Below are 25315 nucleotides of genomic sequence, written 5' to 3' on the forward strand. Positions count from 1 at the left end.
GTTGTAGGGTTTAGACCGCCCTTGAAGGTGAGGAAGTCAGAGTACACGCCCCAGTTGAGGGTGAAGAAGGGCTTGATACCCTCAGCAAAGCTGGGGTACAAGTCAGCCATCAGACTCTTATTCAGGATGAACTGGTGGGGCAGGGGAATATCCTGTATGGCCACACCGGCATCCAGCATTTTGTTAATGGGCAGCGCCACGTGGATTTGGTGACCAGCCCAGCTGAGGCAGCCCAGACCGAGCAGGCCCGCCAAGTGGTGGTTCATCATCGATTCCACGTTCTGGAACCACTCGAGCTTGGGAGCGCGCTTGTGGTAGTGAAACCACCCAGCAAACAGCATCAGAGCGGCCATTACCAGCGCCCCAATGGCGGTGCAGTAGAGCTGGAAGCCGTTGGTGAAGCCCGCAGCACGCCAGTACTGAAATAGACCAGATGTAATTTGAATACCGTGGAAACCACCGCCCACGTCGCCATTCAGAATCTCTTGACCGAAGATCGGCCAAACGACCTGGGCACTCGGCTTGATACCCGTGGGGTTGGTCATCCAGGCTTCAAAGTTTGAAAACTTAGCGCCATGGAAGTACATGCCGCTGAGCCAGATAAAGACGACGGCTAGGTGACCGAAGTGCGCACTAAAGATTTTGCGCGAAATGTCTTCTAGGTCACTGGTATGACTATCGAAATCGTGAGCGTCGGCGTGAAGGTTCCAAATCCAAGTGGTGGTTTTGGGTCCCTTAGCTAAGGTCCGATCAAAGTGACCCGGCTTACCCCACTTCTCGAAGGAAGTAGGTACTGGATCCTTATCTACGATGACCTTGGCTTTCGCCTCCCGCTCCCGCGGGGTAGTTGTCATGGAGACTCTCCTCTCTCTAGACAAAAGCAAATGGAGAATCAATCGCTTTAGGTCGAACTATACCCAAGTGAGCCATGGCCCACAGGCACAACCGATACTTAGGCGGTGATTGCTCTTGAGCATTATAGTCTCGCGATTTGACGCTTTTTGACCGAGGTTTACAATAATTCAATCTGCGGAATCCCTTGATCCATCAGGCTTCCGGAATTGCTCTGATCACAAAATTGATCTCTGGATCAGGGTTCTATTAACAAAACTCAATAAACAGATGGGGTTGATACCTCCAAATCGGCAATCGCACCCTCTTTTTATTAACTAATGTTAATTATTGCTGCCCAATGCTTGATCTTTAGCAAGTTATAGAGGCTTTAGAGTTTCCGAAATCCTAAGTACTGGCGATGTATCTGGTGGTGTGACCAATCAGGAGGCATCCCTATGACTAGAAATAGTTATTTCGACATCAATAATGTTAAGCAAAGCGTTACATTTGGTGCGTCAGCTGACTACGAAGGGCGCGGATCAGGCCGGTAGAGCGTGACGACGAGGAGTGAGGGGTTTAGGCGACCTGCCTGTATAAGGAGTAATAAGTAGAGTGAGTGATGCTCCGTATGACGGTTAAACCTGAAGTGGCGATCGCCATTCTGTACCAAGGCGATCGCTTCCTCCTTCAGCTGCGCGATGATATTCCTACCATTGCCTGGCCCGGCCACTGGGCGTTCTTTGGTGGTCACCTCGAACCCGGCGAAGACCCCGACACGGCGGTGTACCGAGAATTAGAGGAAGAAATTGGCTACATTGCGCCTCAGCTATCGCTGTTTGAGCGCGTGGAGGATGAAACCGTGGTGCGCCATGTCTACCACGGGCCGCTGGTGGTGCCGGTGGAGCAGCTGGTGCTGACCGAAGGCCTAGACTTGGGGCTGTGGAGCGTTGGCGATATTCACCAGGGCCAGCGGTTCTCGTCTCGCGCCCGTGGGGAGCGCCCGTTGGGGCCACCGCACCGACAAATTTTGCTGTCTTTTCTAGAGCACCGTAGGATAGAACAGGCTATTTAACATAGTGTGTTCCTGCCGCCCATGGCTGACTCGTCTGAACAGCTAGAGCTTTTCTCGCCTGAGACGGCGGCACTGCCCGACTATCGAATTCGGGAAAGCGATCGCGCCCGCCACGTTTCTATCAAAGTGCATCTCAATGGCCAGGTAGAAGTCGTGGTGCCTATGGGGTTTGACCAGCGTCAGGTGCCTGAGCTACTGCATCGGCGGCGCGACTGGCTGTGGCGATCGCGCCAGCGCTTGGCCCACCAGACCGCTGGCCTCACCGATGACCACTTTGAGGAGAAGCCGGGGCAGATCGAGGTGCGATCGCGCCATCAAACCTGGCAGGTTAACTATCAACCCGCCACCACCCGCACCCTAGCGATGACCCAAAGCGGCCACCAGACCCTGCTACTGCGTGGCCCCATCCACAACAGCGCCGCCTGCAGCGACTTGCTACGTCAATGGCTGAGCCGCAAAGCCCGCGCTGAGTTTGCCCCCTGGCTGCGGGAGCTGAGTTTTGTGATCAACCTGCCCTTTAGCCGCATCTCGATACGCGGCCAAAAGACTCGCTGGGCCAGTTGCTCTAGCAACAAAAACATCAGCCTTAATTACAAGCTGCTGTTTTTGCCCCCCGAGCTGGTGCATTACGTCTTTGTTCACGAGCTGTGCCACACCGTGCATATGAACCATTCCGCGGCCTTTTGGCAGCTGGTGGAGGAAAAGCAGCCAGGGCATCAGCGGTTTCGAGACGAGATTCGCGATGGATGGCAGTATGTTCCTCGCTGGGTTGAGGACTGAGAAGCTTTCAGTGAAATAAGCTGCTTCAAGTAGCAGGGTTTTTGAGCTGACGCAGGTGAATGGAAGCAAGCCAGATCTGCCGCTAGGGCCATTTCGCTGGCCCCAGACCCCCTTCTCGAAGGGCGTTCCGCCGCCCTTCACCCCACGGAAAGGACTGGCCGATCATCGGTTTAAACCTATGTTTTGCAAATGGGCCTATAGGCGGCATAACCCCTGAGGATCCGGACTGCGTTCTAAGTTATGGCGTACACCAAGCAAAAGTTTGACCACTTAACTCAAAATTCAACACTCAAAACTAAACTCTCCCCTACCCTCCCACCCCCTACTCTCCCACCCATCCACCCTCCACACCCCCATGCCCCTTCACCCTCTCCAAACTCCCCACAGCGGCTACCACTGGGATGGCAAAGACAAGCGATTCTTCGAGGGTTGGTACTTTCGCCTCACGCTGCCGGAGATTCACCAGACCTTTGCCTTTATGTACTCCATTGAAGGCCAGGTTGGAGGGCAGCCCCATAGCGGCGGCACGGCACAAATTCTAGGTCCGGATGACAGCTACTTCTGCCGCACCTTTCCCAAGGTAGAGCAGTTTTGGGCTTGGGAAGAGGGTTTGGGGCTAGGCCATTGGCGAGGAAAGACTAAAATTCAGCCTCAGTTGCTGTCGTCGTCAGAATTTAAGGATCAAGTACCGGAGGGCTATCAGGTGACGGCAACCTGGCATCAGGGTCATTTGAATGATCCGGTTCTAGGTACCGTGGCTTGGGAGTATCACACTGAGCCGGTCTATGGCTGGGGAAGCACTGGCCAGCCTCAGCAATCCACCGCTGGACTGCTCTCTAGCCTGCCGATTTTTGAGCCGGGTTGGCAAATTCTCATGGCCCACGGCTACGCTACAGGATGGATTGAGTGGCAGGGGCAACGGTATGAGTTTGCCAATGCCCCTACCTACAGCGAAAAAAATTGGGGGCGATCGTTCCCGAAAAAGTGGTTTTGGCTCAACTGCAACGCCTTTGAGGGTGTGCCCGACCTCGCCCTCACCGCTGGGGGCGGTCGCCGCCAGGTGCTCACCTGGATGGAGTCGGTGGCGATGGTGGGGGTTCACCACGGCGGCAAATTTTATGAATTCGTGCCCTGGAATGCCCGCGTTACCTGGCACATAACTCCCTGGGGCTACTGGCATATGCAGTGCGATCGCCCTGATTATGTGGTTGAGGTGACTGGCACTACCGATCTCGCCGGGATTCCGCTGCGGGCACCAACCCACGATGGTATGGCCTTCTGCTGTCGCGACACTGCTCTGGGCGATCTCAGCCTCAAGCTCTGGCAGCGGCGGGGCAGTGAGCTAGATCTAGTAGTCGCCGCCACCAGCACCCAAGCTGGCCTAGAAGTTGGCGGCGGCCCCTGGGATGAGCCCTGGGTGAAGCTGTGAGGATAGCCGCCTACCAGGGCAGCACGTCTCCATTGGCATGCCAGAAGGTGCCAGAGTTCTCCAGCGTCAGCTCGTCGATGCGGGCCAAGAGCCCCCTGACCGATTCTTCCGGGGTGATACCGCTATTCGTAAACCCGGTCATGCGGGTCTGTACCAGTCCGGGATGCAAAATTGCCACGGCGATGCCCTTGGGCTTGAGATCATGGGACAACGACTTGCCCGCCATCGACAGCGCTACCTTCGACATGCGATAGCCGTAGGAGCTGCCGGAGGTATTATCAGCAATCGACCCCATGCGGCTGGTCATGATTGCCACCTTTGACCCGTCGTTTAGATAGGGCAGCAGTGCCGCCGTCAGCCGCAGCGGGGCGATCGCATTCACCTCAAACTGCCGCCGAATGCTGTCAAAATCCAGCTTATCCAGCGTGACGCGCTCTGCAATGCCAGCGTTGTTGATCAGCACGTCGATCGCAGTGCCCTTGAGCCGCTGAACCAAGTCGGCGACGGCAGCCTCGTCGGTGAGGTCAATGCCCGTTTCTAGCGGCACCCCCAAAGCTGTTAACTCATCTGAGGGCTGACGGCACACGGCAATGACGCGATCGCCCCGCTGCTGGAGCTGACGACAGTACTCGTAGCCAATACCGCGATTTGCACCGGTGATCACATAGGTAGCCATAGGGTAATGCTGAGGACGACTGAGCGTTGACAGGCCAAAACAGCCAAAGCGACATCAACTGGATCAAAAACGCATCATAGCGCCTCGAAAATGCTGCTGCTCACCGTCGCTGAGGTTGACGGCAGGTTGGGCAACGCCGGCCGCCAACACAGATAGATCAACGGGCCAAATAGGGGAACCAAGGCGATCGCCCAAAATCTCTCGGGCCGATAAACCCCTCGTCGCTGCATGTCATCGTCAAGCAGTGACGTCAGCGGAAAGATGAGCCCCATCAGGCAAAAGTCTAGAGAGATCAAGTGCACGAAAGCGTAGCTGTAAAACTGCGCCACATAGTCGTTCCAGTCGCCAACAATAACCGCAAAAGCAATCAGCGCCAGGGTAGTCAGTAACAGCACAACACCTGTCGAGCGCCGCTCTAAGAGGTCAAGCCAGTAGTCTTTTTTGTCGCGAAAAGCTTGGTTGCGCTGCCGCATCAGCAGGTAAGGGAGCAAACCAATCACTCCGCTCAGATTTGAGGCAATAAAAAAGGGCCAGACTGGAAAATTCTGCATGCGACCATCGGCAAACATCAGGCAGGCATAAATCATCGGCCAGACTCCCATCATCCAAAAAATGGCCATCAGATAGGCATTGATTTCGCCCCACTGCAACGTCACTAGGTTGCGAGCAAAGAACCAGGTGAACGGTTGATCGAGCGGAGCCAGCCAGAGGGTATAACCGACAAATCCAATCCAAATTGTCGCCAGTAGCAATCGCCTTGCCATACGCCCTTCTCCCCAAACTAGAGGCACAGTTTGATCGTGAAATAGGCTAGGAAGTCCTGTGCTCTCCCAAGGTAGGGGAACTGGGGTATGGCAAAAGAACGAAAATGGAAGAGCGAAAAATGGAAAAGATGCCTAATAGCCTTAAATCCTGGCATCTTGGGCCGTCCTAACCCAAGCTTCACCGGCTATGGGACGCGCCCTACTATTGATGGCCGGTTGGCAGAGCTGACCTGTGAGCTACCCATTCGCTAGCTCACAGATGGCCACTGCATTGACAGGGGCTCAGAAACCTCCATACTGAATGTCATTGGCTGAGCGGCTGCCCTTTTATTGCGTCGAAACTGTGATGATGGCTCCTAGCGATACCCACGTTTATCCGGTGGTGTGGCAAGACGATCACCTGGTGCTGATTGACCAACGGCAGCTGCCGGAGCGCTACAACATTGTGGCGATTCGCCGCTGCGACGATGTGGTGCGATCGCTCCGCTCTGGCATTGTCCAGGGTGGCTCGGCCATGGGTCTCGCAGCTGCCTACGGCCTCTACCTGGGGTCCACCGAGATTCACACAGACGACTCCATCGCCTTTTGGGAACGGCTGGAGGCGATGGGCGACCAGTTTAAGCAGACCCGGCCCGACAAGGCCCACCTGCAGTGGGCAGTGGATAGAATGCTGGCGGTGGCCCACCACTCTAGCGATGCTATTGAAGTGGTCAGAGGTCAGCTCTTAGCCCAGGCTCAGACGATGCAGGCAGAGGATTTTAACCTGTGCCATGCCATTGGCGACCACGGCATGACGGTATTGCCCAAGAGCCCAGAGAAGCTGACCCTGCTGACCCACTGCAACCACGGGGCGTTGGCCACCTCAGGCTATGGCACCTCGTTGGGCATTATGCGATCGCTGTGGCAAGCGGGTCGCCTAGAGCGCATCTATGCCGCCGAGACTCGCCCCACCTTCCAGGGCTCGCGCCTCACCGCCTGGGAGTGCGTGCAGGAGGGCATTCCGGTAACTGTCGTGACCGACAGCATGGCGGCCCACTGCATGCAGCGAGGACTGATTCACGGGGTGCTGGCCGGGGCCGATTGCATCGCTGCCAATGGTGATACCCTCAGCAAAATTGGCACCTATAGCCTGGCTTTGGTCGCCAAAGCCCACAACATTCCCTTTGTGGTAGCGGCCTCAGTATCGACCATTGACCCCACGATCGCCAGCGGCGAACAGATGGCGATCGCAGAACACCCCCCTGAGGAGATTTACGAACTGGGCGATCGCGTCACGTCTCCCAACGGTGCCGAGTTTTACAACCCTGCCTCAGACATTACCCCAGCTGGTTTAATTACGGCGATCGTGACCGAAAAAGGAGCTTTTGCCTCTCACCAACTAGAGAGAGTCAGCCAGCTCTAGCACAGCCTAGAAAACTAACTTTTCTTCTAGATTAAAAGCCAAAGATTGAATCACCATTATGATTAAGGGCATTATTGCCCCCCGCTCTGTTTTCGTCATCCCTAACCATGCCCATCCCGCGCCCCTCAGCTAATGTGTCTCGGTATTTGCTGATGGTTGTTGCCATTACTGCGGCTGTCTTGGCAGCGAGGTTTTTCATTACCTGGGCAGCGGAGGCGTTTTTGCACCCCATTCCCATTTTGGGCGGCTGGCTCAAAAGTCTTGAAATTGTCGAGCTGAGCGTCATCATATTATTTGCTTTTTTGGGCTTTGGGCTGGGTGCAGCCTCACATCACCTGGCCGCCAAAACCTCCGTGGCGATTAAGTCTATTGCCCTAGTTGTAGTGCTACCGCTGGTGTTTTTTAGCAGCTACTGGCTGCGGCACCACCTGTGGCTAAGCCAGCTTACCGCCGAGTCAGGCCTGACTCGACCAGAAGTTACGGCGCTAGCCAATCAAGCGCTCTCCAGCGAAGGCGGCAGTCAGGGTTTTTGGGGCTATTACACGACGACGACTCGCATGCCCATTTTGCCCGCCACTGTGCCCGAGCTTAAGCGCATGGTTGAAGATCAAAAGTGGTTTCGCTCCGAGCTCACCCGCTTCAGCGGCATCGAGCCAGGTGTGTTTTCAATGATTTTTGACGGGGCCGGATGGGGTATTCGTCTGTTTTATATGGTTTTAGCCTTTCTCACGGGCGTCATCTACTTCTTTAAGGGGCTGGTTTGGGCCGACGCTGCTCGGCTGCGCAAGGTTGCCCAGGGTGCCGTCACTCAGAGCAAGGCATGACGGTACTGACGGTGCGGGTTAAGCCCAACGCCAAACAGCAAAAAGCTATCCGTCTCGACGACGGCAGCTGGCTCCTTCACCTCAAGGCTCCGCCTCAAGATGGCAAGGCCAATCAAGAGCTGGTCGCCCTACTGGCACAGACATTAGGTATTGCTAAAACCCAGGTACACATTAAGTCGGGGCACACCGCCCGCATTAAGCGAGTCGAAGTTGATGCGTAGGGCCTGGATGAGATGACTTCCCTAGTTGCCGTGATTTTGGCGGGGGGCCGCAGCTCGCGGATGGGGCGCGACAAAGCCCTGATCTCGGTGGGTGAAGAAACGCTGATTCAGCGCACCTGTCGGATTGCACTGCAATGTACCGATCGCGTGTATGTCGTTACTCCCTGGCCCGATCGCTATCGGCCTGCTGTGCCCAATACGGTCGATTTCATTGCAGAAGTTCCAAGTCCAGGCCAAGCCGGTACTTTTCAGGGGCCGCTGATGGCGCTCATAACGGCCCTGAGCGTTTTGCAAGCTAGACCGGAGCAGCCCCCGGCCTGGGTGCTAGCCTTGGCCTGCGACATGCCCAACCTATCGGCAGCGGTGCTGTCTAACTGGCGGAACCAATTAGACAATCTCGAACCGCAATACCTGGCTTACTTGCCCAAGTGTCAGCAGCGTTGGGAACCCCTGTGCGGGTTTTACCGAGTCGCCGCGTTAGAGTCCCTGAAGCAGTATGCGGATACCGGCCGGCGATCGCTGCAAACTTGGCTCAATCAGCAGACAATTCCGGGACGGATACTCGTTTCGAGTCGGTTCCAAAACGCTTCGCGAATCGCCTCCATCCCCGACATTGATGAGGCCATGTTCGCCAACGTCAACACGCCCAGCGATCTAGCCAAGTGGCAAAAAACCAGGGATTCCTAGCGCTGTCCCCCTGTAATTATTCTTCTGCTGGAGGCGAAGCGTCAGAACTTTCCGCCTCGGCTTCAGTTGAGTTGTCGGCTCCGTCGGGTGACTCGGGTTGGGGCCAGGGAATTCGGCTATCAGCGGCTAGCAGTCGGGCCATCTCCCGCGCCCCGTAGCGGTTGACATGGCTGGGGTCAGCAAACAGATGAGACTGCCAGCGCCACTCCTCCAACCGATCCACCAGGGTAAACGCACCTTGGTTGGCCCAGGTCTGCAAAAACCGTTGAAACTGTCGCTCGTAGCCCATACGCACCCTATCTAAGTAGTCGTTACTGAGGGGCAAATTCACAAACACCAATGGAATGCCTTGACTCTCTAAAAATTGGGTCATCGCCGCCAAAGATTGGGTTTGCACCCCTTCCAGACGAAAGGCGCGGTAGGCGTCGTCGTACTGGCCCCGGACTCGGGGAAAGCGACGATAATACACCGCCGGATTGAACTGATCGTTGACGGCCAAAAATCCTTGGGAGTTGATTGGGGTCAGCGGTACGGTTCCATAGCCTGCGGCGGTTGTTACAGAGGAATTTTCTAAAGCGGCGGTGGGGGTTTTAGTAACCCCTTCAGCCTGTGTCTCAGGCTCTTCGGCAGGCTCAGGCTCATCTTCGTCAACTGGTTCAGACGATTCGACACCTTCAGCATCCTCAGCGGTTTCAGGGGATGCTTCGACGGTTTCAACGGACGCCTCAGCAGGATCTTCAGCCGCAGAGGCAGGAGGAGCCTGCGCTTGCAGGGTCAACCTTGTACCCTCCTGCACAGCGGCATAGCCTGGAGACGTTAGAATTTCGGCAAAGGTGCGGTCAAACCGGCCACTGTTGAAAGCGCGGGAGCCCTCAGCCCAGACAATTAGCCGAGGGTGCAGATCGGTGGCCAACAGCTGCCGGGTGACAAAGCTCACCACTTGGGCTGTGGCACCGTTAACGCTGAAGTTGTAGACCCGCAGGCTGGGGTAACCCTCCACCGCCAGCGCCTGTTGCAGCACCTGGGGGTCAACGCCCTGGAGCGATCGCGAACTGCCCACAATCAGCACATCGGGCGGTCCCTGGGCCGCAACATAGGCCCGGTAAAGGCTGACCTGCTCGTCTAGCACATCGCTACCTAAGGCCGGAAACGCGCGGGGCAGCCCCTGCTGGTCGGCTTTCTGGTAAGCCAGCAGCAAGTTTTGCTGATATTCGCGGGCCTTGCGTTGGCTAAAAACATAGCGAGGGTCGTCGACGGGGATGGCTTGCAGCAAGGTCAGCGATCGCCCCCAGGCTCCGGCCACCTGCTGCCACTGGACGGCGGTCGCAGCGGTTGCTGCAAGCTGACTGGCTCGGTTGGCCTCACTGATAGCCCCATGCCAGGGGTCGGCGGGTATCGCTGCCGCCGCTTCGCCGTTGCCAGCTTGGGAAATGCTTTGAGGGCCGGGGGAGCCAATGCAGCAGGAGAGTAGCGTGCCCAACGACAGCGATATCACCAGCCCAGCGCGAGAAGTGAAGAGTTTAGTCATGGCTGTTCGAGGGCATGGTGACGAATGGTAGGTCCAGGAAATGTGCTGTGCCCCAGCCCCTAATCCCAGTGTAGAAAATTGTGTCGCCGGGCAGAAAGCATTCCCCTTAGCTCTTCGACTTACGCCCTTGCCAAAACGGCAGCGGGAGCAGGTTTTGTGCTCCTCCTGAGTTTAGCTATTGATGTCAGCCGCCAGCGATCGCATTCTCAAACCCCGCATTCAAAATCTAGGTAGCTTTCAGGCGCGACGACTGCTGCCCCACGAGCACTCCATACCGAGTTCATTCTGCTACCGATAGTCGCTAAATCTGACCCAAAGGCCAACCAGAGACAGATTTTCATTCTTTGGACACTCTGCAATAGTGTCTTTGTCTCCGGCATTATTTGCGAGGTAACTGGTGGTACCCCTAAAAGACTACAACCCAGGTCAGCGTACACCCTACGTCACCTACGGGCTAATCGCCCTCAACATAGCCATTTTTGTCTATGAGCTCAGCCTGCCCGCCTACGGACTGACCGACTTTTTCCACAGCTGGGCCTTGGTGCCCGACGAGCTTTCCACCAGCTTCACTACGGGAGTCTCAGCCCCCAACGCTGAAGAATGGGTGACGATATTCACCAGCCAGTTTCTCCACGGTGGCTTTTTGCACGTGGCCGGTAACATGCTCTACCTATGGATCTTTGGCAACAATGTCGAAGACCAGATGGGGCACGGGCGGTTTTTGGTGTTTTACCTGCTGTGCGGCGTGCTGGCTAACTTGGCTCAGTGGTTTTTTGCCATGGGTTCAGAGATTCCGTCTTTGGGGGCGAGCGGCGCGATCGCGGGCGTCATGGGGGCCTACATCTTCCGTTTCCCAGAGGTGCGCATTCTCACCCTGGTGCCTCTAGGACCGTTTCCTCTACCGCTGAGAATTCCGGCGCTGTTTTATCTGGGCATTTGGTTTGTGCAACAGGCATTCTACGGCTTCGCCAGCCTTGGGGCTCCGGCCATGATCGGCATGGAAAGCGGCGGTATTGCCTATTGGGCCCACGCCGGCGGCTTTGCCATTGGGGCGCTGGTGGGCCCCGTATTTGGTCTGTTTAGCCAGCCCAGTCTAGAGGTTGGCGCAGAGACGCCAAGCGCCGAGTAGTCGCTTGGCGGGCTACGGAAGAGGGGGTGGGCAGGCCCCGTGAACTGGTCAAAATGGACCTTCTTACCCCCTGACCCAAAGCACCAGGACAGGGCAGGCGCCCTGCCGAGCAACTTCCCCTAAAGCTTTTGCTAAAGCCGAAGCCACCAAGAACTCGTGGCAATAATCTTGACTGAGTGATTCCTCTTAGCTAAGTAGTCCGCGAGCGGGCCTTTAGACAGGCAGACAAGCAAAGTGCCGTAAAGCGTCTTGCCAACTTCGGGCTGCCGACAGCTTCCGCGACTGGGGCCGGTAGATTCTGCTGCGCTTGCAACCAGGACAAGGATTCGTTACATTAGTTTACAAAGGTGTAACGATTGGTAACGTGTTGAGGTCTTGATCCGAAAGCATGCGAGAGATTATCTGCCTGAATGGCAGAACCGGCTGAAGTAGTGTCTGATGGGTAACAACAGTCCTATGGATTCTCAATCCATTCCCGTAACCATGGGCCAAGTATTAGACCTGTATGCCGCTGGTCGCCGCGATTTTAGCCACCTCGACTTCCACGAAGCATGGATGCCTGGGCTAGAGTTACCCGGCATCAACCTGGGCCAGGCTAATCTGGTGTCGATCAATCTACATCGGGCCATGCTGGCCGGGGCTAAACTGAGCGGCTGTAATCTGTGGCGCGCCAATTTAGAAGGCGCTAATTTGGAGGGTGCCGACTTGGCTCGGGCAGTTTTGATTCGAGCTGAACTCAGTCGTGTCAACCTGACGGGGGCCAACCTGCGCTGTAGCGACTTACGCTTAGCTACTCTGCACTACAGCACGCTGATCGGCGCTGACCTACGCAATGCCAACCTCAGCTACGCCGATCTGCGCGGTGCCAACCTCACCGACGCTGACCTGCGCGGTGCCGACCTCACTGGCGCTAATCTGCGGAACACGACCCTGGGACTGGCCCAGCTAGAGGGCACCTGCCTCGATCGCGCTTGGATGGACGAAGCCGAACCACCTCACCCCGAGCTATCTTCCAAGGTTTAGGCCTCTCCCTCGCCTACCCCTCAGCACCGTCGGCCAAAGCCTGCCGCAGCTGCCCCTGGTGCAGGGCTAAGCGCTCAGCCGCCGCTTGGGCATCGAGGTTGCCCAGGTGCATCATCAGGGCGAGTTTGACCTGCTGATGGCTGCGATCGAGTAGGTCGGCAGCGGCTGAGCGGTCGAGGTCGGTCAGGTCGCAGAGAATGCGCAGGGCGCGATCGCGCAGTTTGGTGTTGGTCACCGCCACATCGACCATGCGGTTGCCATAAACTTTCCCTAAGCGCACCATCACCCCAGTAGAGAGAATGTTGAGGGCCATTTTGGTGACCGTGCCCGCCTTTAGCCGAGTCGAGCCCGCCAACAGCTCTGGGCCGACCAACAGGCGAATGTCGATGTCGGCCCCGGTGGGCACCTGGTCGGCGGGCACACAGGCCATGAACACTGTGGTGGCACCGCGCTGATTGGCAGCGGCGATCGCCCCCTGCACATAGGGTGTCGTGCCCCCAGCGGTAATGCCCACCACCACATCGTGGGACTGCACGTTGCGCTCGGCGATCGCTGCCGCTCCGTCTTCAGCAATATCCTCCAGCCCCTCAGAGCTTTTTACCAGCGCGCCGGCTCCCCCCGCAATGATGCCTTGCACGAGATCGGGCGGGGTGCAAAAGGTGGGCGGACATTCCGCCGCGTCGAGCACTCCCAGGCGACCGCTGGTGCCCGCGCCTACATAAAACAGTCGCCCCCCCTGCCGCAGCGCCTCGGTAGCAGCATCGATCGCCGCTGCCAGCGCCTGCCGCGCCCCAGCGATCGCGGCTAGGGTCCGCTGGTCTTCGTGGTTAAACAGATCGACGAGTTCCAGAGCGCTGAGCCGATCGAGCTGGGCGCTACGGGGGTTGGCTTGCTCGGTTAGCAAGTGGCCGCGATCGGTCGGGTCGGCAGGGTTAGCAAGGGAAGAATCAGCGGTCACAGGCAGCATTCAGAAAGGACATACACTGCCGCTAATGTAAGGGATGGCGGGTCTAGCGCACAAACCGAATCGCAACCCCATAGCGAACGGGCTTGCCCTCAGCAGCCTGAGTCGTCGCCACAATGCAGCTGACGATTTCGATCAGGGCCAGGGGCACCACCAGCAAAAAGCCCACCAAAACAAACATCAGGGCAATGGTCACGACCCAGGCAATCAGCATCGTCAGCTGAAAGTTCAGGGCCGCTTTGGCCTGGCTCTGCATAAAAGTAGGATTTGGGGCAGCGTTGGAAGCCGCATCGGGGCTAGATGAAGACCCCGCTCCTTTCACCAAAAGTAGCGCTAGCGGTGCCACCACCCGCCAGGGAAGCAGAAACGAACTGCCCCAAAATAATGGCCATCCCCCTAACCACTGGCTTCCGATCGCCAGATAGCTCACCAGCGGCACCAGGTGAGTCAGCACGACCAGGGTTTTGTCTGACACAACCGCCTTGTTACTACCGGAATTAGAGGGCAAGCTGTCCGTAGGCGAGGAAACCGCTGCCCCAGCCAAAGAATCGTGAGACAGTACCGTTGACTCAGCATTCTCTGCGGTAGTAGGTAAAGGCAATGTCGCGCCGCCAGCGCCCTCAGCCGCTCCAGCCGCCTGAGTATCCGCTGGGGTAGACGCGCCCTTGAGACTAAAGCATTCTTGCCAGTCGGCGGTGTCAGCACCGGTTTGTCGCCCACTTACCCACACCCCATCGATCGGGCAAGTTAGCCCCAAACGCATCATCCCCCGGCGAATGTGAGGCACCACCAAGTTTTGAGGGATAGCGGTATCAGCCTCTAGATCGAGGTGGAGCATGGTGCCCCGCCACTGGCCACGAGCCACCACACCGGGGGCCAGAGAGGGAGTCAGCAAGTGGGCGATCGCACGGGCATCGCCCTGGCGAGCATGGGCAATCAGAGTCGAGATCGGAGTTGACATGGCCCGTGCCCCTAGAGCAATTTCTCAAGCTGCTGGCGCATGCGGTCTAGCTCAGCTTGAGAAAGCCCGTTGTCGTCGGTGGGCGGAGCACTGTCGGCCAGCGGAGCAACGGCGTCGGGATCGTTGGGGTCCCAGGTAATTTCCTCAAGGGTTTGATCGGGGGGAACCGCCAAAGTGCCTTCAGGTACCAGGCGATAGCCGTACCCAGCCGATTCGCAAAATTCTTCAATTTCAACCTGGTCAAACCCTTCCACGGTGGCCTCTGGAAAGTCCTGGGCCTCCAACATCAGGGCATAGCGGATGGCGTCGTCCTCATGCTCAAACATCAAGATGATGTTCTCCCCGTTAATGGTTTCGGCATGAATGCCCTCGTTGTCGGTGCGGGCATTGAACAACAGCACGTACACCACCATGGCCCTATCTCGCTAACAGCATTACTTGTTTACTGTACCGGGCCGCTGCCCCGCGAACAAAGCCGCCTCAGTAGTCGTCTACGGTTAAGGCTCTCAGTTAAGTGACTGAAGCTGGGCGATTCAGGTTTCCTTGCGATTAGGCCCAGTAGTTTCACTACAAACAGCACCGACCATTAAGTTCGTCGGAAGTGGTAGGCAGAAGGCGGGGAGTTCATTACTATTGGTGGGTGTTCTGCGGTGGCGTAAACGGGTATGACCCCTTCTCAAGAACCAGAGCCTTCTCGAGAACCAGAAACTTCTCAAGAACCAGAGACTTTTCAAGAACCGGAGTCGGGCGGCAGCGGCCGTTGGCTCACAGCGGGCCTATTGCTGGGCGCGCTGCTGGTGTTGGGAGGTGCGGCAGCGCTGGGAGGCTGGCTGTGGAGCCGCAACCATCTCGTGCCCTTACTGGCCAGGGAGCTATCGGAAGCCCTTGAACGCCCGGTGGAGCTCGGACCGGTGGAACGGGTCGGTCTATCAGGGGTGCGGCTGGGGCCGTCCAAGATTCCACCGACACCGACGGACCCCGACAGTCTGTCGCTGACAGCGGTAGAGGTGCAGTTTAAGCTATGGGATTTGTGGCGGCGGGAACTGCCCCTCACGGTGACCCTAGAGCAGGGGGAGCTTTACCTCGAGCAGAATGCCGAACGCGAATGGTTTGACCTGGATCTAGACCTATCCGATCGCGATCCAGAGCGCGATCCCTTCATTAACGTGAATCTCGACCAGCTCTACGTCAAAGATTCTCAGCTAACCATGGTGCCCTACGTCCAGGGTGATGTCGAGCCAGTGCAGGTGGCGATCAAAAACTTGCAGGGCCAGCTAGACTTCAACGAAACGTTCATTGAGGTACCTGAAGATCCTAATTCACCCATCGAAACTCGGCAGCTCGACTTAAAACTCAGCGGTGAATCTATTCAGGGAGGCGACTTGGATCTGACTGGGTCGGTGCTACTGCCGCCGCCCAAAGAAACCCCCAGTGAAACTGCTGATTCCCCAGTCGACCCGACCGAGGTAGCTGGCCCTGGCCTGCGAGCCAACATTAATTTGCGCACCCAGAAGGCTCGGACTACCGACATCATGCCCCTGGTTGACTCCTTTTTGGAGGAGCCGCTGCCGGTGCAGTTTCCCGCTGGCGTGATCAGCGGCCAGGCCGATATTGAAAGCGGTGCTGGCATCCCCACCAACGTTGTAGGTACAGCCCGGGTAGAGGAGGGCAGCGTCGTTCACCCCATTCTGCCCGAGCCCCTACAAAATGTTCAGGGCGACGTGCGCTTTCGGGGCCGCACCTTTGAATTTGAGAATGTCACCGCCAGCATGGGCGACCTGACCGCCCGCGCTGGGGGCAGCCTCAACTTAGATGAGGGCTACAACCTCAGCGGCCAGGTCAACCCGTTTACCGTTGCCCAGGCCTCTGAACTGCTGGATAGAAGTCTGCCGGTAGAGGCCAGCGGCACCTTTGGGGCCGACGTGACCATGACTGGGCCCTTGGGCAAGCCGGTGCTGACTACCGAGCTGATCTCCCAAGATCAAGTCACCATTGACCGAATAGCTTTCAGAGAAGTCAGGGCAACAGGTACTCTGCGATCGCCCAACCTAGCGATTGATAACATTCTGGCGGTGCCTGTCGGGGGCGGTACCCTAACCGGCAGCGGCGTTTTTACCTTTGGCGAACCGGGGCGGCTGACGCTGGTGCTAGCGGGCGATCGCATTCCCGCCGACACCATCGGCCAGGCCTATGGGCTGTCTGAGCAGGTCGCCTTAGGGCCGGTGTTTTTTGAGGCCGAGATCGCTGGCCCTGTCAATCAGCTCGTCGGCACGGCCAGCTGGCGCGCCCCCATGGGCAACTACCCGGCCCAGGGCAACCTCAGACTGGCGGGCAACCAGGTGCGCTTTACCGATACCTTTGTGCAGGTAGCTGGGGGCACTATAGCGGGCGATGGCCTGCTCGCCAACGGTCAGTGGAACGCTGATCTACGGGGACAGGGGGTGCAGCTCAGCCGCTTGGGGGCCAGTGTAGATGGAGTGGCTAGCGGCACCGCTCAGCTGTCAGGCACCCTAAACAATCCTGGGCTGGCGGGTGTTCGAGGCCAGGGCAATGGCGCGATCGCCCTGGCTGGCGGCGGCACTGTGCTCACCGACGTGAGCTTGGCGGGTGGCCAGTGGAGCGCCGATGTCGAGGGGCGCGAGCTGCAAATGGCAGCCTTTGCTCCCGATCTCCAAGGCACAGCTAGGGGCAATTTTCGCTTTACGGGCAGCACCGACAACCTCACCCTGGCCGGAGCGCGAGGGCAGGGGCAGCTCGTGCTCTCGGACGGGTTAGCCACTGCGGCGGCCCGTTCACCCCAGCTCGCCCAGGTGCGCGGGCCTCTCACCGCCGACCTGGTTTGGAATGGCCAGGCGGTGCTTGTGCAGCAAGCCAACACCGCCGGAATACAGGCGAATGGGTTTATCACCCCGCAGCTCAGTGGCCCTGGAGCGCCAGCGATCGCCAACCTCGATCTCAACCTCAACGTCGATAACTTCAGCCTGGCGGCACTGCCCATACCCCAGGTAATTCCCCTGACGGGCAACGCCTTCTTTAACGGACGGCTGCGCGGTCGTCCCGGTGCGCTGGCCCTTAGCGGCGATGCCTCTCTGGTGGGGCTACAGGCGGGCGATCTGGCCTTTGCCTCTCCCCTCAGCGGCCCGGTCAACTACAACCAGGGCGCCGCGCTGGCGGTTGATCTAACGGGCGGCGGCGATCGCGTCTATGTTGCCACCGCCGGGGGCGAGCGCGATCTAGCTTTTGAGATCCGCAGCGGCGAAGCCCTGGCCGAGGGCTACACCCGAGGCGATAACCTCTATGCCACCGTCGAAAATCTACCCCTGGACGACCTGCACCTGCCCCAGGCTGGCATAAACGGCATTGGCACTGTCAGCGGTCTGATCAGTCGAGCCGAAATCGTCGCTAACCTGCGGCAGCCCACCTTGCAGGCCACCTTCGACGTGCAAGACCCCAGCGTTGGCTACCTCAGACTGCCCAACGAAACTACTACCGTTGCCATCGACCCCACTGCCCCCGAGCGCCCGGCTGAGTTTACCCGCTACGGTCGTCTGCGGGGTAGCGTTACCTACGCCAATAACGTCATCGGTCTGGCCGGGGTCGTGCTCGAGTCAGCCTCTGGGCTCAGCCGCTACCTGGTTAGCGGCACCTACACCCTGGGTAACCAGCCCCAGATCAACGGCGAACTTGTGGTTGACAATGGCCAAATTCAAGACCTTCTCCGAACGTTTCTCATTTTTGAGCAGGCCGATTTTCGCTTTAACCCGCTGCGGCCCCCCGAGTGGTTCCGCCCCGCCACCCCAGCCGATTTGGCCTCGCTAGAGCAGGTGCAGCCCGTGGGCGATCGCAACGCCAGCCTGCTCGATCAGCTCCGCCGTCTGGCCGAAGTGCAAGAGCTCAAAGATATGCTGGCAGCCCAGGGCGAAACCGCTACCCTGCCCCCTCTCGATGAGTTTGTCGGCAGCTTCTCGGGCAAAGTGACCGCCAACGGTACCGTGCCTGACAGCCTCAACGTCACCTTCGACCTGGCCGGGGCTGACTGGGTCTGGGGCAACGCCGACGGCAGCAACGGTGCCACCTATCGCATCGACGAGGTGATTGCTAAGGGCAGCTACCAGGACAGCGTCATTCGCTTCGAGCCGGTCAGCCTACGCTCCAACTTCGCCAACTTTTCTGACACCACCCAGCAGGGTGTCGGGCTGGCTACCCTCAACGGCGACTTTAGCCTGCGTCCTGATGACCCCGTGGCCCGCACGCTGCGGCTAGAGGTTAGTGACGTGCCCATCAACGCGCTGCGCCAGCCCTTACGCCTACCCGACAACCTTGACGGTCTGGTCAACCTGGGGGCCACCCTCACCGGCACTCTGGCTGCTCCCCAGGTGCGCGGCCAGCTAGCAATCAACGAAGCCACCATCAACCGCAACGCCATCGATTTGGCCACCGCCAACTTTCGGTACGAAGACGCCCGCCTCAACCTGATCAGCCGGGTCGCCATTGACGAACAAGTCGACCCGCTGCGGCTGGTGGCCACCGTGCCCCTGCCCCTGCCCGGTCTCCGTCAACAGCCCGAAACCGACACGGTCGACATTTCCCTCAGGGTACGCGACGAGGGCTTTGCCCTGCTCAATCTGTTCACCCGCGCCATCACCTGGGAGTCAGGCCCAGCCAGCCTCGACCTAGCCGTTCAAGGGCGCTGGCCCGTCAACCAACCCATTCAGGAAGCCCTCACCACCCTCAATGTGACCGGCAATGCCAACCTTGAGGGTGTCACTATCAGCTCCCGCAGTCTGTCCGAGCCCCTCACCAATATCCAGGGCCGTATCGACGTGCTCGAAGGCCAAGACACCATCCGCGGCAACTCTGTCTACACCAACGGCCTAGTGCTCGCCGTCCAAAATCTAGAGGGCGACTTTAGCAACGGTAAGGTAACAGCCGAGGGCAACCTCAAGCTGCTGCCCTCAGTGCAAGACTTAGCCCCTGGGTTATTTGACGCCCGCACGGCCCTGGAGAATGGGGAATCGCCCCTCCCCGCAGGTGACAACCCCTTCCGCGTGACCCTCGACAACATTGCCCTTGACCTGCGTAACCCCGCTGGCACCTATCGGGGTCGCGTCGATGGCAACGTTGTTGTCGACGGCAGCGTCTTTTTGCTGCCGCCCCTGGTCTACGGCGAAGTAAAGCTGTCAAACGGGCTGCTCACCCTGCCCGATACCAGCGTTGGAGGAGGCACCCCAACCACCTTTGCTTCTACCGCAGAGCCCAGCATCTTTGACCCCATTCCTCCGGTGCTAGAAGACTTTAAGCTGGTGCTAGCTGAGAATGTGCGGTTGGCCGTCCCCGGCATTGTGGATGTGAGGGCCGAAGGTACGCTAGACCTGGTGGGTACTGTCCCCAACATCAGACCTGATGGCCGCATCAATCTACCTTCGGGCCGCATTAACCTATTGACCACCGAGTTTCGCCTCACAGGCGACGAGAATTACGCCGAGTTTAGCGATCTTGACGAAACCATCGACCCCTACTTGGTAGCCAACCTATCAGCGGCAGTGCCCGATAGCGCGGCGGCTGGCAACGCCTTAGCTGTAGCCACCCCCTTCCCCCGCAACGAAATTAGCGTATCTCGCATCGACCAGCTGGGTCTCACCCAGGCTGGGGTGCAGACTGTACGCATTCGCGCCAGCGTCAACGGCCGCGTTAGCCGCGTAGTGAATTTGCAGGGGGTAGAGCTATCCAGCACCCCACCCCGCTCCGAGGGTGAGATTGTGGCCTTGCTCAGCGGTGGGCTATTGGCAGCGCTTGAATCCACCTTGGGCAGTGTCTCAGGCGGCGGCGATGGGTTTCAGGGTCTGCTAGCTTTTGCGGGCTCGGCCCTGCTCAACAACCTGCAAAATCTGCTGGGGTCAGGGCTAGATCGCACCGAGCTACGCCTGTTTTCGGCCTCGCCACCGGGGCAGCAGACAGGTGCTCTCGACATCGGCGGCGAGATTGGCTTTAACTTTTCTCCCAGTATCTCGGTGTCAGTGCAAAAAGTGTTTACGAATGTCACCCCCGCCGTGTTTAGCGTGCGCTATCGCATCAACGACCAGATTACCGTGCGGGGTATTACCAGCTACGAGCAGTTCAATGAGAACACTGGCGCAGTTGTAGAATTTCGATTTCAGCCTTGAGCTCAGGGGCAACGCTGGGCTTGTAAGGTGGAAGGGAAAAGAAACACTGCCCCATACCACGACAACGACAAGCCGATGGATCCTAAGCTGCCGCAATCTGCCCCACCCACACCCCCTACTGAAGAAAAAGCGCTATCAGCGGAGGGTTCAGCTTGGGCTCGCTGGCGATCGCTGTGGACAGGGCAGTGGAGCAATATCCGAGTGCTGGCGATCGCCCTAGCCATCGCCCTCACAGTGCGGGTGCTGATTGCTGAACCTCGCTACATTCCCTCGAACTCAATGGATCCGACGCTGCACATCGGCGATCGCCTGCTGGTCGAAAAAATTAGCTACCGCTGGCAGCCCCCCCACCGGGGCGATATCGTAGTGTTTGCGCCACCGCCGCAGCTGGCTCAGCTAGGATATGAGGCTCGTCAGGCCTTTATCAAACGAGTGATTGGCGAGCCTGGCCAAACCATCGCCGTTCGCCAAGGACAGGTGATCGTTGACGGCGAACCGCTGCAAGAGGACTACACCCTCGAAGCACCGGCCTACACGTTAGAGCCCGTCACCGTCCCCCCAGGGCAGGTGTTTGTCATGGGCGACAACCGCAACGACAGCAACGACTCCCACGTGTGGGGCGGGCTCCCTCAGCAAAACATCATTGGCCGCGCCCGGTTCCGGTTTTGGCCCCTCGATCGCCTCGGCCCCGTCGGTTAAGCATCAAAAATTCAGGCGTGGGCAATCGCCGTCTCAGCTGTCCTTAGCAAGGCAGGAGAATTACCTGATACAACGGGGATTGCCTCAAATCCCTATTTCCTATTTATTGACCCAGGGCGCTATGGTCTAGGGCCACAGCCCCAAATCTTTGGCTAACTGCCCAATGGCATACTGCATTACCACCACAGCCCAAGGGGTTGTGTAAGATCAAAGCGACTTCAGATTACGCGATCGCGAGGAAAGCTTCATGCTTGTACAGCTTGTTCGCCCCCTGGTGCGCACCCAAGTGCAAATGCTGGCTCAGGCTCAGTCGGCCAGCAGCAAGCTGGTGGGCATGGTATCGCAGTGGCTCGGCTACCTAGGCATTCATGCCGAAGTGACCCAGCTGCAAACCACCGGCAATCGCATTCAGGTCTCGCTCTGTGTGGGCAAGCCGGAGCAGTGTACTGAGGCTGAGTGGCAGCAAATTCTCGATAACCTCAACCGAGATGTCAACGCTGCCCCCGCCGTCGACACCCTCGCCTACAGTGCTATGCCCCCAGCTCATCAGAGCAAGGTGCAGCGACTTTTGGCCGCCATTCTCCACGCCAGCGGACAAGACCCCCTCGCAGACTGGCTCGCCCTGCGTCCCAGACTAGTGTCCATGGGCATGGAAGAATCGTTGCTGATGGGCATTCACGCAGCCCTAAAGGTACCCATGCCGATGGCTCTTTTAGTGGAGCAACTCGAACCCGAAGTAGCCGCCTTTGTGCTGTCAAAAGCCATTCACATTGCCCTGCTAGACCAGCAAATTAGCCAAGCTGAAGACACTGCCCTCAAAGCCCTGCTCAATGCCGTCGATTCCGGCAGAGATCCTCGTGCCGAGTCGGTTCCTGTCTCTGGGATGCCCTAGGATTGACGCTGCACGAATGGCGCAGCCGCAACTTAAGACTAGGGCGATCGCGGCCCATCGCCCCAAATTGCAACCGCTAACCCTATGGACTCTGCTGCCGTTCTATTTCACCTTGCTTTTCCTGTGGCCGACATTTCCACAGCGAAGGACTTTTACGTCACTGGGCTGGGCTGTAAGCCAGGACGGGAAACGGCCAGCTCTCTCATTCTCAACCTCTGTGGCCATCAGCTCGTGGCCCACACCACCGCTGAGATCACTCCGCAAAAGGGAATTTATCCCCGCCACTTTGGCCTGGTGTTTTTGGCCGAGACCGATTGGGAAGCCCTGCTGCACCGGGCCAAGGATAAGCAACTCAATTTCTACCAGGGCGAAAAGCGACGCTTTGTGGGCAATATCCTAGAACATCGCACTTTCTTCTTGCAGGATCCATTTTTTAACCTACTGGAGTTTAAGTATTACTGTCACCCCAGCGCCATCTTTGGCGAGGTTGACGAGGCTCGAGTGGGAGATGCCCAATAAGCTACTCCACCGCTGAGTCGCAATAGAAGTTGTTCTCTCTCCCCGGCTGTCGCCGTGATAGGTTGAGGGTCAGCGCAATGGAAAGGCTATGCATAAAATTCCAGTCACCATCATTACCGGCTTTTTGGGGGCAGGCAAAACCACCCTGATTCGCCAGCTGCTGCAAAACCCAGAGGGTCGGCGCATTGCCGTGCTGGTCAACGAGTTTGGCGAAGTCGGCATTGACGGCGACCTGCTGCGCAGCTGCCAGGTGTGTGACGAAGATGGGGAGGCGATCGCCCCCGAAACCAACATTCTCGAACTCACTAACGGCTGCCTCTGCTGCACCGTGCAGGAGGAGTTTTTGCCCACCATGCAGCAGCTCATGACCCGTCGCGACCAGATCGACTGCATTGTGATCGAAACCTCTGGCCTCGCCTTGCCAAAGCCTCTGGTACAAGCCTTTCGCTGGCCTGAAATTCGCACCGCTGCTACCGTTGACAGCGTCATTACCCTAGTTGACTGCGAAGCGCTGGCCGCTGGCGACCTGGTGGGCGACCTACCCGCTCTGGAGGCTCAGCGCCAGGCCGACGACAGCCTCGACCACGAAACACCCCTCGAAGAACTGTTTGAAGACCAGCTCAACTGCGCCGACCTGGTGTTATTGACCAAGGTAGATAAGGTAAGCGCAGGCGATCGCACCCGCATCGAAACTTGGCTTACCCAGCAGCTGCCCCACCCGGTCAAAGTACTAAGTTTGGCCGGGGGTGAGGGTAGCAACCCGATCAGCCCCGACCTACTGCTGGGCTTTAACGCCGCCGTCGAAGACAACCTTGATAGCCGCCCTAGCCACCACGACCATGAGCATGATCACGACCATGACGACGACATCGTCGCTATCCCCATCGTGCTCGATCAAAGTTTTGAACCAAAGGCTCTGGTCAAGCGGTTAGAAATTCTTGCTGCCAACCACGAAATCTACCGCATCAAGGGCTTCGTTGATGTTCCCAACAAAGCCATGCGCCTGGTAGTTCACGGCGTTGGCCAGCGGTTTGACTCCTTCTTTGACCGAGCCTGGCGACCCAGCGAGCCTCGCCAAACGAGACTGGTCGTAATTGGTAAGGATTTGGATCAAGAGGTGATTCGGGCTGCGATCGCCGCCTAACCTCTACCCATACAGCCCTGCCACATACTCCCCATAGCCGTTGTAGATCACCGTGGGCTGCTGCTCCCAGGAAAACATCGCCGTAGATTTTCCGATCAGCCGCTCTTTAGCCTGCGACCAGCGGGGGTGAGGCACATCGGGCTCTACATTGGCCTCAAACTTATACTCATTGGGGGCTAGCGTATTCCAGTAGGTGGCGGGCTGCTCGGCTACAAACTCAATTTTGACAATCGATTTTGCCCCCTTGAAGCCATACTTCCAGGGCACCACCATGCGAATTGGCGCACCGTGCTGTTTCGGCAACCGACGCCCGTACACGCCCACCGCAAAAAAGGCCAGGTCGTTGGCCATTTCCTCCACGGTCAACCCCTCGGTGTAGGGCCAGGGCAGGTTGCGGGCAAAGCCCAGGCTGGGCCCTGGACACACCGCCGCGTCATAGTAGGAGGTAAAGCGAACGTACTTAGCCGCTGAGTTGGGCTCCACCGCCGCTATCAGCAATCGCATGGGGAAACCAATCCAGGGCACCACCATCGCCCAGGCTTCTACACAGCGAAACCGGTAGATGCGCTCCTCTAGGGCAAAGCGCTGAGTTAGGTCATCTAAGCTAAAAGCTTGAGGATTTTTTACTAGCCCTGTCACCTCTAGGCTCCACGGGTCAGTGGGCAGGGCCTGGGCGCTCGCCCAGATATCTTTGCTACTACCAAACTCGTAAAAATTGTTGTAGCGGCTGGCATACTGTTGTGGCGTCGGCTCTCGTCCAGCATCGGCAAAGGCAGCGTTGAGCCTCGCCCCACTCAAGGGTTCTCCTAGGGTATTTGCCAAGTCTGCGTCCATTGCCGGCGATCGCTGGCAGCCCCCTGCTGAAGCAGCCGCAAACCCTACGCCAGCCCCAATCAACGACTTCATAAACCGTCGTCGCTGCCAAAATACCCCCTCAGCCGTTACTCGAGACTCTGGCAGCTGCCAGTTGGGGCGAGACCGAAAGAAAACCATAGCGGTGAGCCCTAGGATTACAGACGGCGATCGCCAGTCTAAAACCCATTTTGGCATTGTCTTTCTGGCCCTAGATGAATTTGAAGTGAGAAAGGCACCGCTGCACCGAACCTAAGCATTAACTCCGAACTTATGTAACACTTCTAGACCCACCCCAGGGAAAATACGGGTCTTTGTTCTAGTCACCCAAGCAGAAGTTAAAGACTTAATTTCAATCCAGAGCTAGGTGCGCTCGGTCATCTCCGTAAGAATCGGCAGACTTCGCCAAAAATTTACAGAGCCGTAGAAATTATGTGAACGGGGCTAGACCCCTTGGAGTGCAAGGCCTGGCAATTCACGAAATTCGAGGGTAGCACCCCAAATTAGCCCATTAGGGCTCCGGCGGGAAGTGCCCAAGCAGGAAGACTTTAGAACAGAATCGCCAGCTCTTATACTAATGAGGCGAGTCCATAGGTATCCGTAGTTACGCCATTGTGGTCGCTTCCGTCGGCCCTTAGGCTTATATCACGAGCACACGATCCTGTGATGCACTGCCTTGTCGTTAACAGAGAGCAGCCGGGCGAGGGTAGCAAGGTTTTCTTTGCCGCCTATCCCCCAGCTACCTTTGCTA

At 57.9% G+C, this 25315-nt stretch carries 21 protein-coding genes and 1 pseudogene; 14 read left to right on the plus strand and 8 right to left on the minus strand.

The features are described from left to right. Positions 1-854 (minus strand): annotated as a pseudogene (gene psaA / locus H6F75_RS22000) (photosystem I core protein PsaA); the annotation flags it as partial. Positions 855-1462: 608 nt separating this feature from the next. On the opposite strand from psaA, the gene H6F75_RS22005 reads away from it, so the two are divergent. The 3 genes from H6F75_RS22005 to H6F75_RS22015 all read left to right on the plus strand — a co-directional run bounded on the left by H6F75_RS22005 (position 1463) and on the right by H6F75_RS22015 (position 4115). Further along, entirely contained in the window at positions 1463-1906 is a 444-nt protein-coding gene (locus tag H6F75_RS22005; protein ID WP_190754591.1) for an NUDIX domain-containing protein, read from the plus strand. A 21-nt stretch (positions 1907-1927) separates the two neighbouring features. Beyond that, complete coding sequence (locus tag H6F75_RS22010) at positions 1928-2686, plus strand: SprT family zinc-dependent metalloprotease (RefSeq protein WP_190754592.1); 759 nt, start codon at positions 1928-1930, stop codon at positions 2684-2686. Positions 2687-3041: 355 nt separating this feature from the next. Beyond that, positions 3042-4115 (plus strand): tocopherol cyclase family protein, encoded by a 1074-nt coding sequence (locus H6F75_RS22015; protein WP_190754593.1) that lies wholly within the window; start codon positions 3042-3044, stop codon positions 4113-4115. A gap of 10 nt (positions 4116-4125) precedes the next feature. On the opposite strand, the gene H6F75_RS22020 is transcribed toward H6F75_RS22015, so the two are convergent. Together H6F75_RS22020 and H6F75_RS22025 are read right to left on the minus strand one after the other, a co-directional pair. Further along, positions 4126-4791, minus strand: a complete 666-nt coding sequence (locus tag H6F75_RS22020; RefSeq protein WP_190754594.1) for an SDR family oxidoreductase — start codon at positions 4789-4791, stop codon at positions 4126-4128. Between the two features lie 74 nt (positions 4792-4865). Beyond that, positions 4866-5555, minus strand: a complete 690-nt coding sequence (locus tag H6F75_RS22025) for a DUF2834 domain-containing protein (protein ID WP_190754595.1) — start codon at positions 5553-5555, stop codon at positions 4866-4868. 346 nt (positions 5556-5901) lie between these two features. Between H6F75_RS22025 and mtnA the strand changes: the two genes are divergently transcribed. From mtnA to H6F75_RS22045, 4 genes are all read left to right on the plus strand, one after another. Next, positions 5902-6957, plus strand: coding sequence for an S-methyl-5-thioribose-1-phosphate isomerase (gene mtnA, locus H6F75_RS22030; protein WP_190754860.1), 1056 nt, complete (start codon positions 5902-5904; stop codon positions 6955-6957). A 107-nt stretch (positions 6958-7064) separates the two neighbouring features. Continuing rightward, positions 7065-7781: a hypothetical protein gene (locus tag H6F75_RS22035; protein ID WP_190754596.1), complete on the plus strand. Its 717-nt coding sequence runs from the start codon at positions 7065-7067 to the stop codon at positions 7779-7781. Continuing rightward, the gene (locus H6F75_RS22040; protein ID WP_190754597.1) at positions 7778-8002 is read left to right on the plus strand and encodes a DUF167 domain-containing protein; all 225 of its coding nucleotides are present in this window, start codon (positions 7778-7780) and stop codon (positions 8000-8002) included. The genes H6F75_RS22035 and H6F75_RS22040 overlap by 4 nt, the downstream gene beginning before the upstream one ends. 12 nt (positions 8003-8014) lie before the next feature. Beyond that, positions 8015-8689 (plus strand): molybdenum cofactor guanylyltransferase, encoded by a 675-nt coding sequence (locus tag H6F75_RS22045; protein ID WP_190754598.1) that lies wholly within the window; start codon positions 8015-8017, stop codon positions 8687-8689. A 16-nt stretch (positions 8690-8705) separates the two neighbouring features. Here H6F75_RS22045 and H6F75_RS22050 read toward each other — a convergent pair whose 3' ends face one another. Further along, on the minus strand, positions 8706-10217 hold the full coding sequence (locus H6F75_RS22050; protein ID WP_190754599.1) for a hypothetical protein: 1512 nt from the start codon (positions 10215-10217) through the stop codon (positions 8706-8708). A gap of 397 nt (positions 10218-10614) precedes the next feature. On the opposite strand from H6F75_RS22050, the gene H6F75_RS22055 reads away from it, so the two are divergent. Together H6F75_RS22055 and H6F75_RS22060 are read left to right on the plus strand one after the other, a co-directional pair. Continuing rightward, positions 10615-11346: a rhomboid family intramembrane serine protease gene (locus H6F75_RS22055; RefSeq protein WP_190697078.1), complete on the plus strand. Its 732-nt coding sequence runs from the start codon at positions 10615-10617 to the stop codon at positions 11344-11346. A 456-nt stretch (positions 11347-11802) separates the two neighbouring features. Then, positions 11803-12369, plus strand: coding sequence for a pentapeptide repeat-containing protein (locus H6F75_RS22060; RefSeq protein ID WP_190754600.1), 567 nt, complete (start codon positions 11803-11805; stop codon positions 12367-12369). Positions 12370-12382: 13 nt separating this feature from the next. Here H6F75_RS22060 and murQ read toward each other — a convergent pair whose 3' ends face one another. Genes murQ through H6F75_RS22075 form a run of 3 tightly spaced genes read right to left on the minus strand, consistent with a single transcriptional unit; the run spans position 12383 to position 14707 of the window. After that, entirely contained in the window at positions 12383-13327 is a 945-nt protein-coding gene (gene murQ, locus H6F75_RS22065) for an N-acetylmuramic acid 6-phosphate etherase (protein WP_347710691.1), read from the minus strand. A gap of 52 nt (positions 13328-13379) precedes the next feature. Then, positions 13380-14294, minus strand: coding sequence for a DUF4870 domain-containing protein (locus tag H6F75_RS22070; RefSeq protein WP_190754602.1), 915 nt, complete (start codon positions 14292-14294; stop codon positions 13380-13382). A gap of 11 nt (positions 14295-14305) precedes the next feature. Then, positions 14306-14707 carry a DUF3110 domain-containing protein gene (locus H6F75_RS22075; protein ID WP_190754603.1) on the minus strand — a complete coding sequence of 134 codons (402 nt, stop codon included), beginning with the start codon at positions 14705-14707 and terminating at the stop codon, positions 14306-14308. A gap of 252 nt (positions 14708-14959) precedes the next feature. On the opposite strand from H6F75_RS22075, the gene H6F75_RS22080 reads away from it, so the two are divergent. The 5 genes from H6F75_RS22080 to cobW all read left to right on the plus strand — a co-directional run bounded on the left by H6F75_RS22080 (position 14960) and on the right by cobW (position 23712). After that, a complete protein-coding gene (locus tag H6F75_RS22080) occupies positions 14960-20458 on the plus strand; it encodes a translocation/assembly module TamB domain-containing protein (RefSeq protein WP_190754604.1) in 5499 nt (1832 codons plus the stop codon). A 75-nt stretch (positions 20459-20533) separates the two neighbouring features. Further along, positions 20534-21157, plus strand: a complete 624-nt coding sequence (lepB, locus tag H6F75_RS22085; RefSeq protein ID WP_190754861.1) for a signal peptidase I — start codon at positions 20534-20536, stop codon at positions 21155-21157. Between the two features lie 247 nt (positions 21158-21404). Then, entirely contained in the window at positions 21405-22049 is a 645-nt protein-coding gene (locus H6F75_RS22090; protein ID WP_190754605.1) for a hypothetical protein, read from the plus strand. A gap of 84 nt (positions 22050-22133) precedes the next feature. Beyond that, the gene (locus H6F75_RS22095; protein ID WP_190754606.1) at positions 22134-22568 is read left to right on the plus strand and encodes a VOC family protein; all 435 of its coding nucleotides are present in this window, start codon (positions 22134-22136) and stop codon (positions 22566-22568) included. Positions 22569-22656: 88 nt separating this feature from the next. After that, positions 22657-23712, plus strand: coding sequence for a cobalamin biosynthesis protein CobW (gene cobW / locus H6F75_RS22100; RefSeq protein WP_190754607.1), 1056 nt, complete (start codon positions 22657-22659; stop codon positions 23710-23712). A gap of 3 nt (positions 23713-23715) precedes the next feature. Here the strand turns inward: cobW and msrP are convergent, their stop codons facing one another. Next, positions 23716-24705, minus strand: a complete 990-nt coding sequence (msrP, locus tag H6F75_RS22105; protein WP_190754608.1) for a protein-methionine-sulfoxide reductase catalytic subunit MsrP — start codon at positions 24703-24705, stop codon at positions 23716-23718. Positions 24706-25315 lie beyond the last annotated feature (610 nt).

This window comes from Nodosilinea sp. FACHB-131, assembly GCF_014695395.1.
Lineage (GTDB): Bacteria > Cyanobacteriota > Cyanobacteriia > Phormidesmidales > Phormidesmidaceae > Nodosilinea.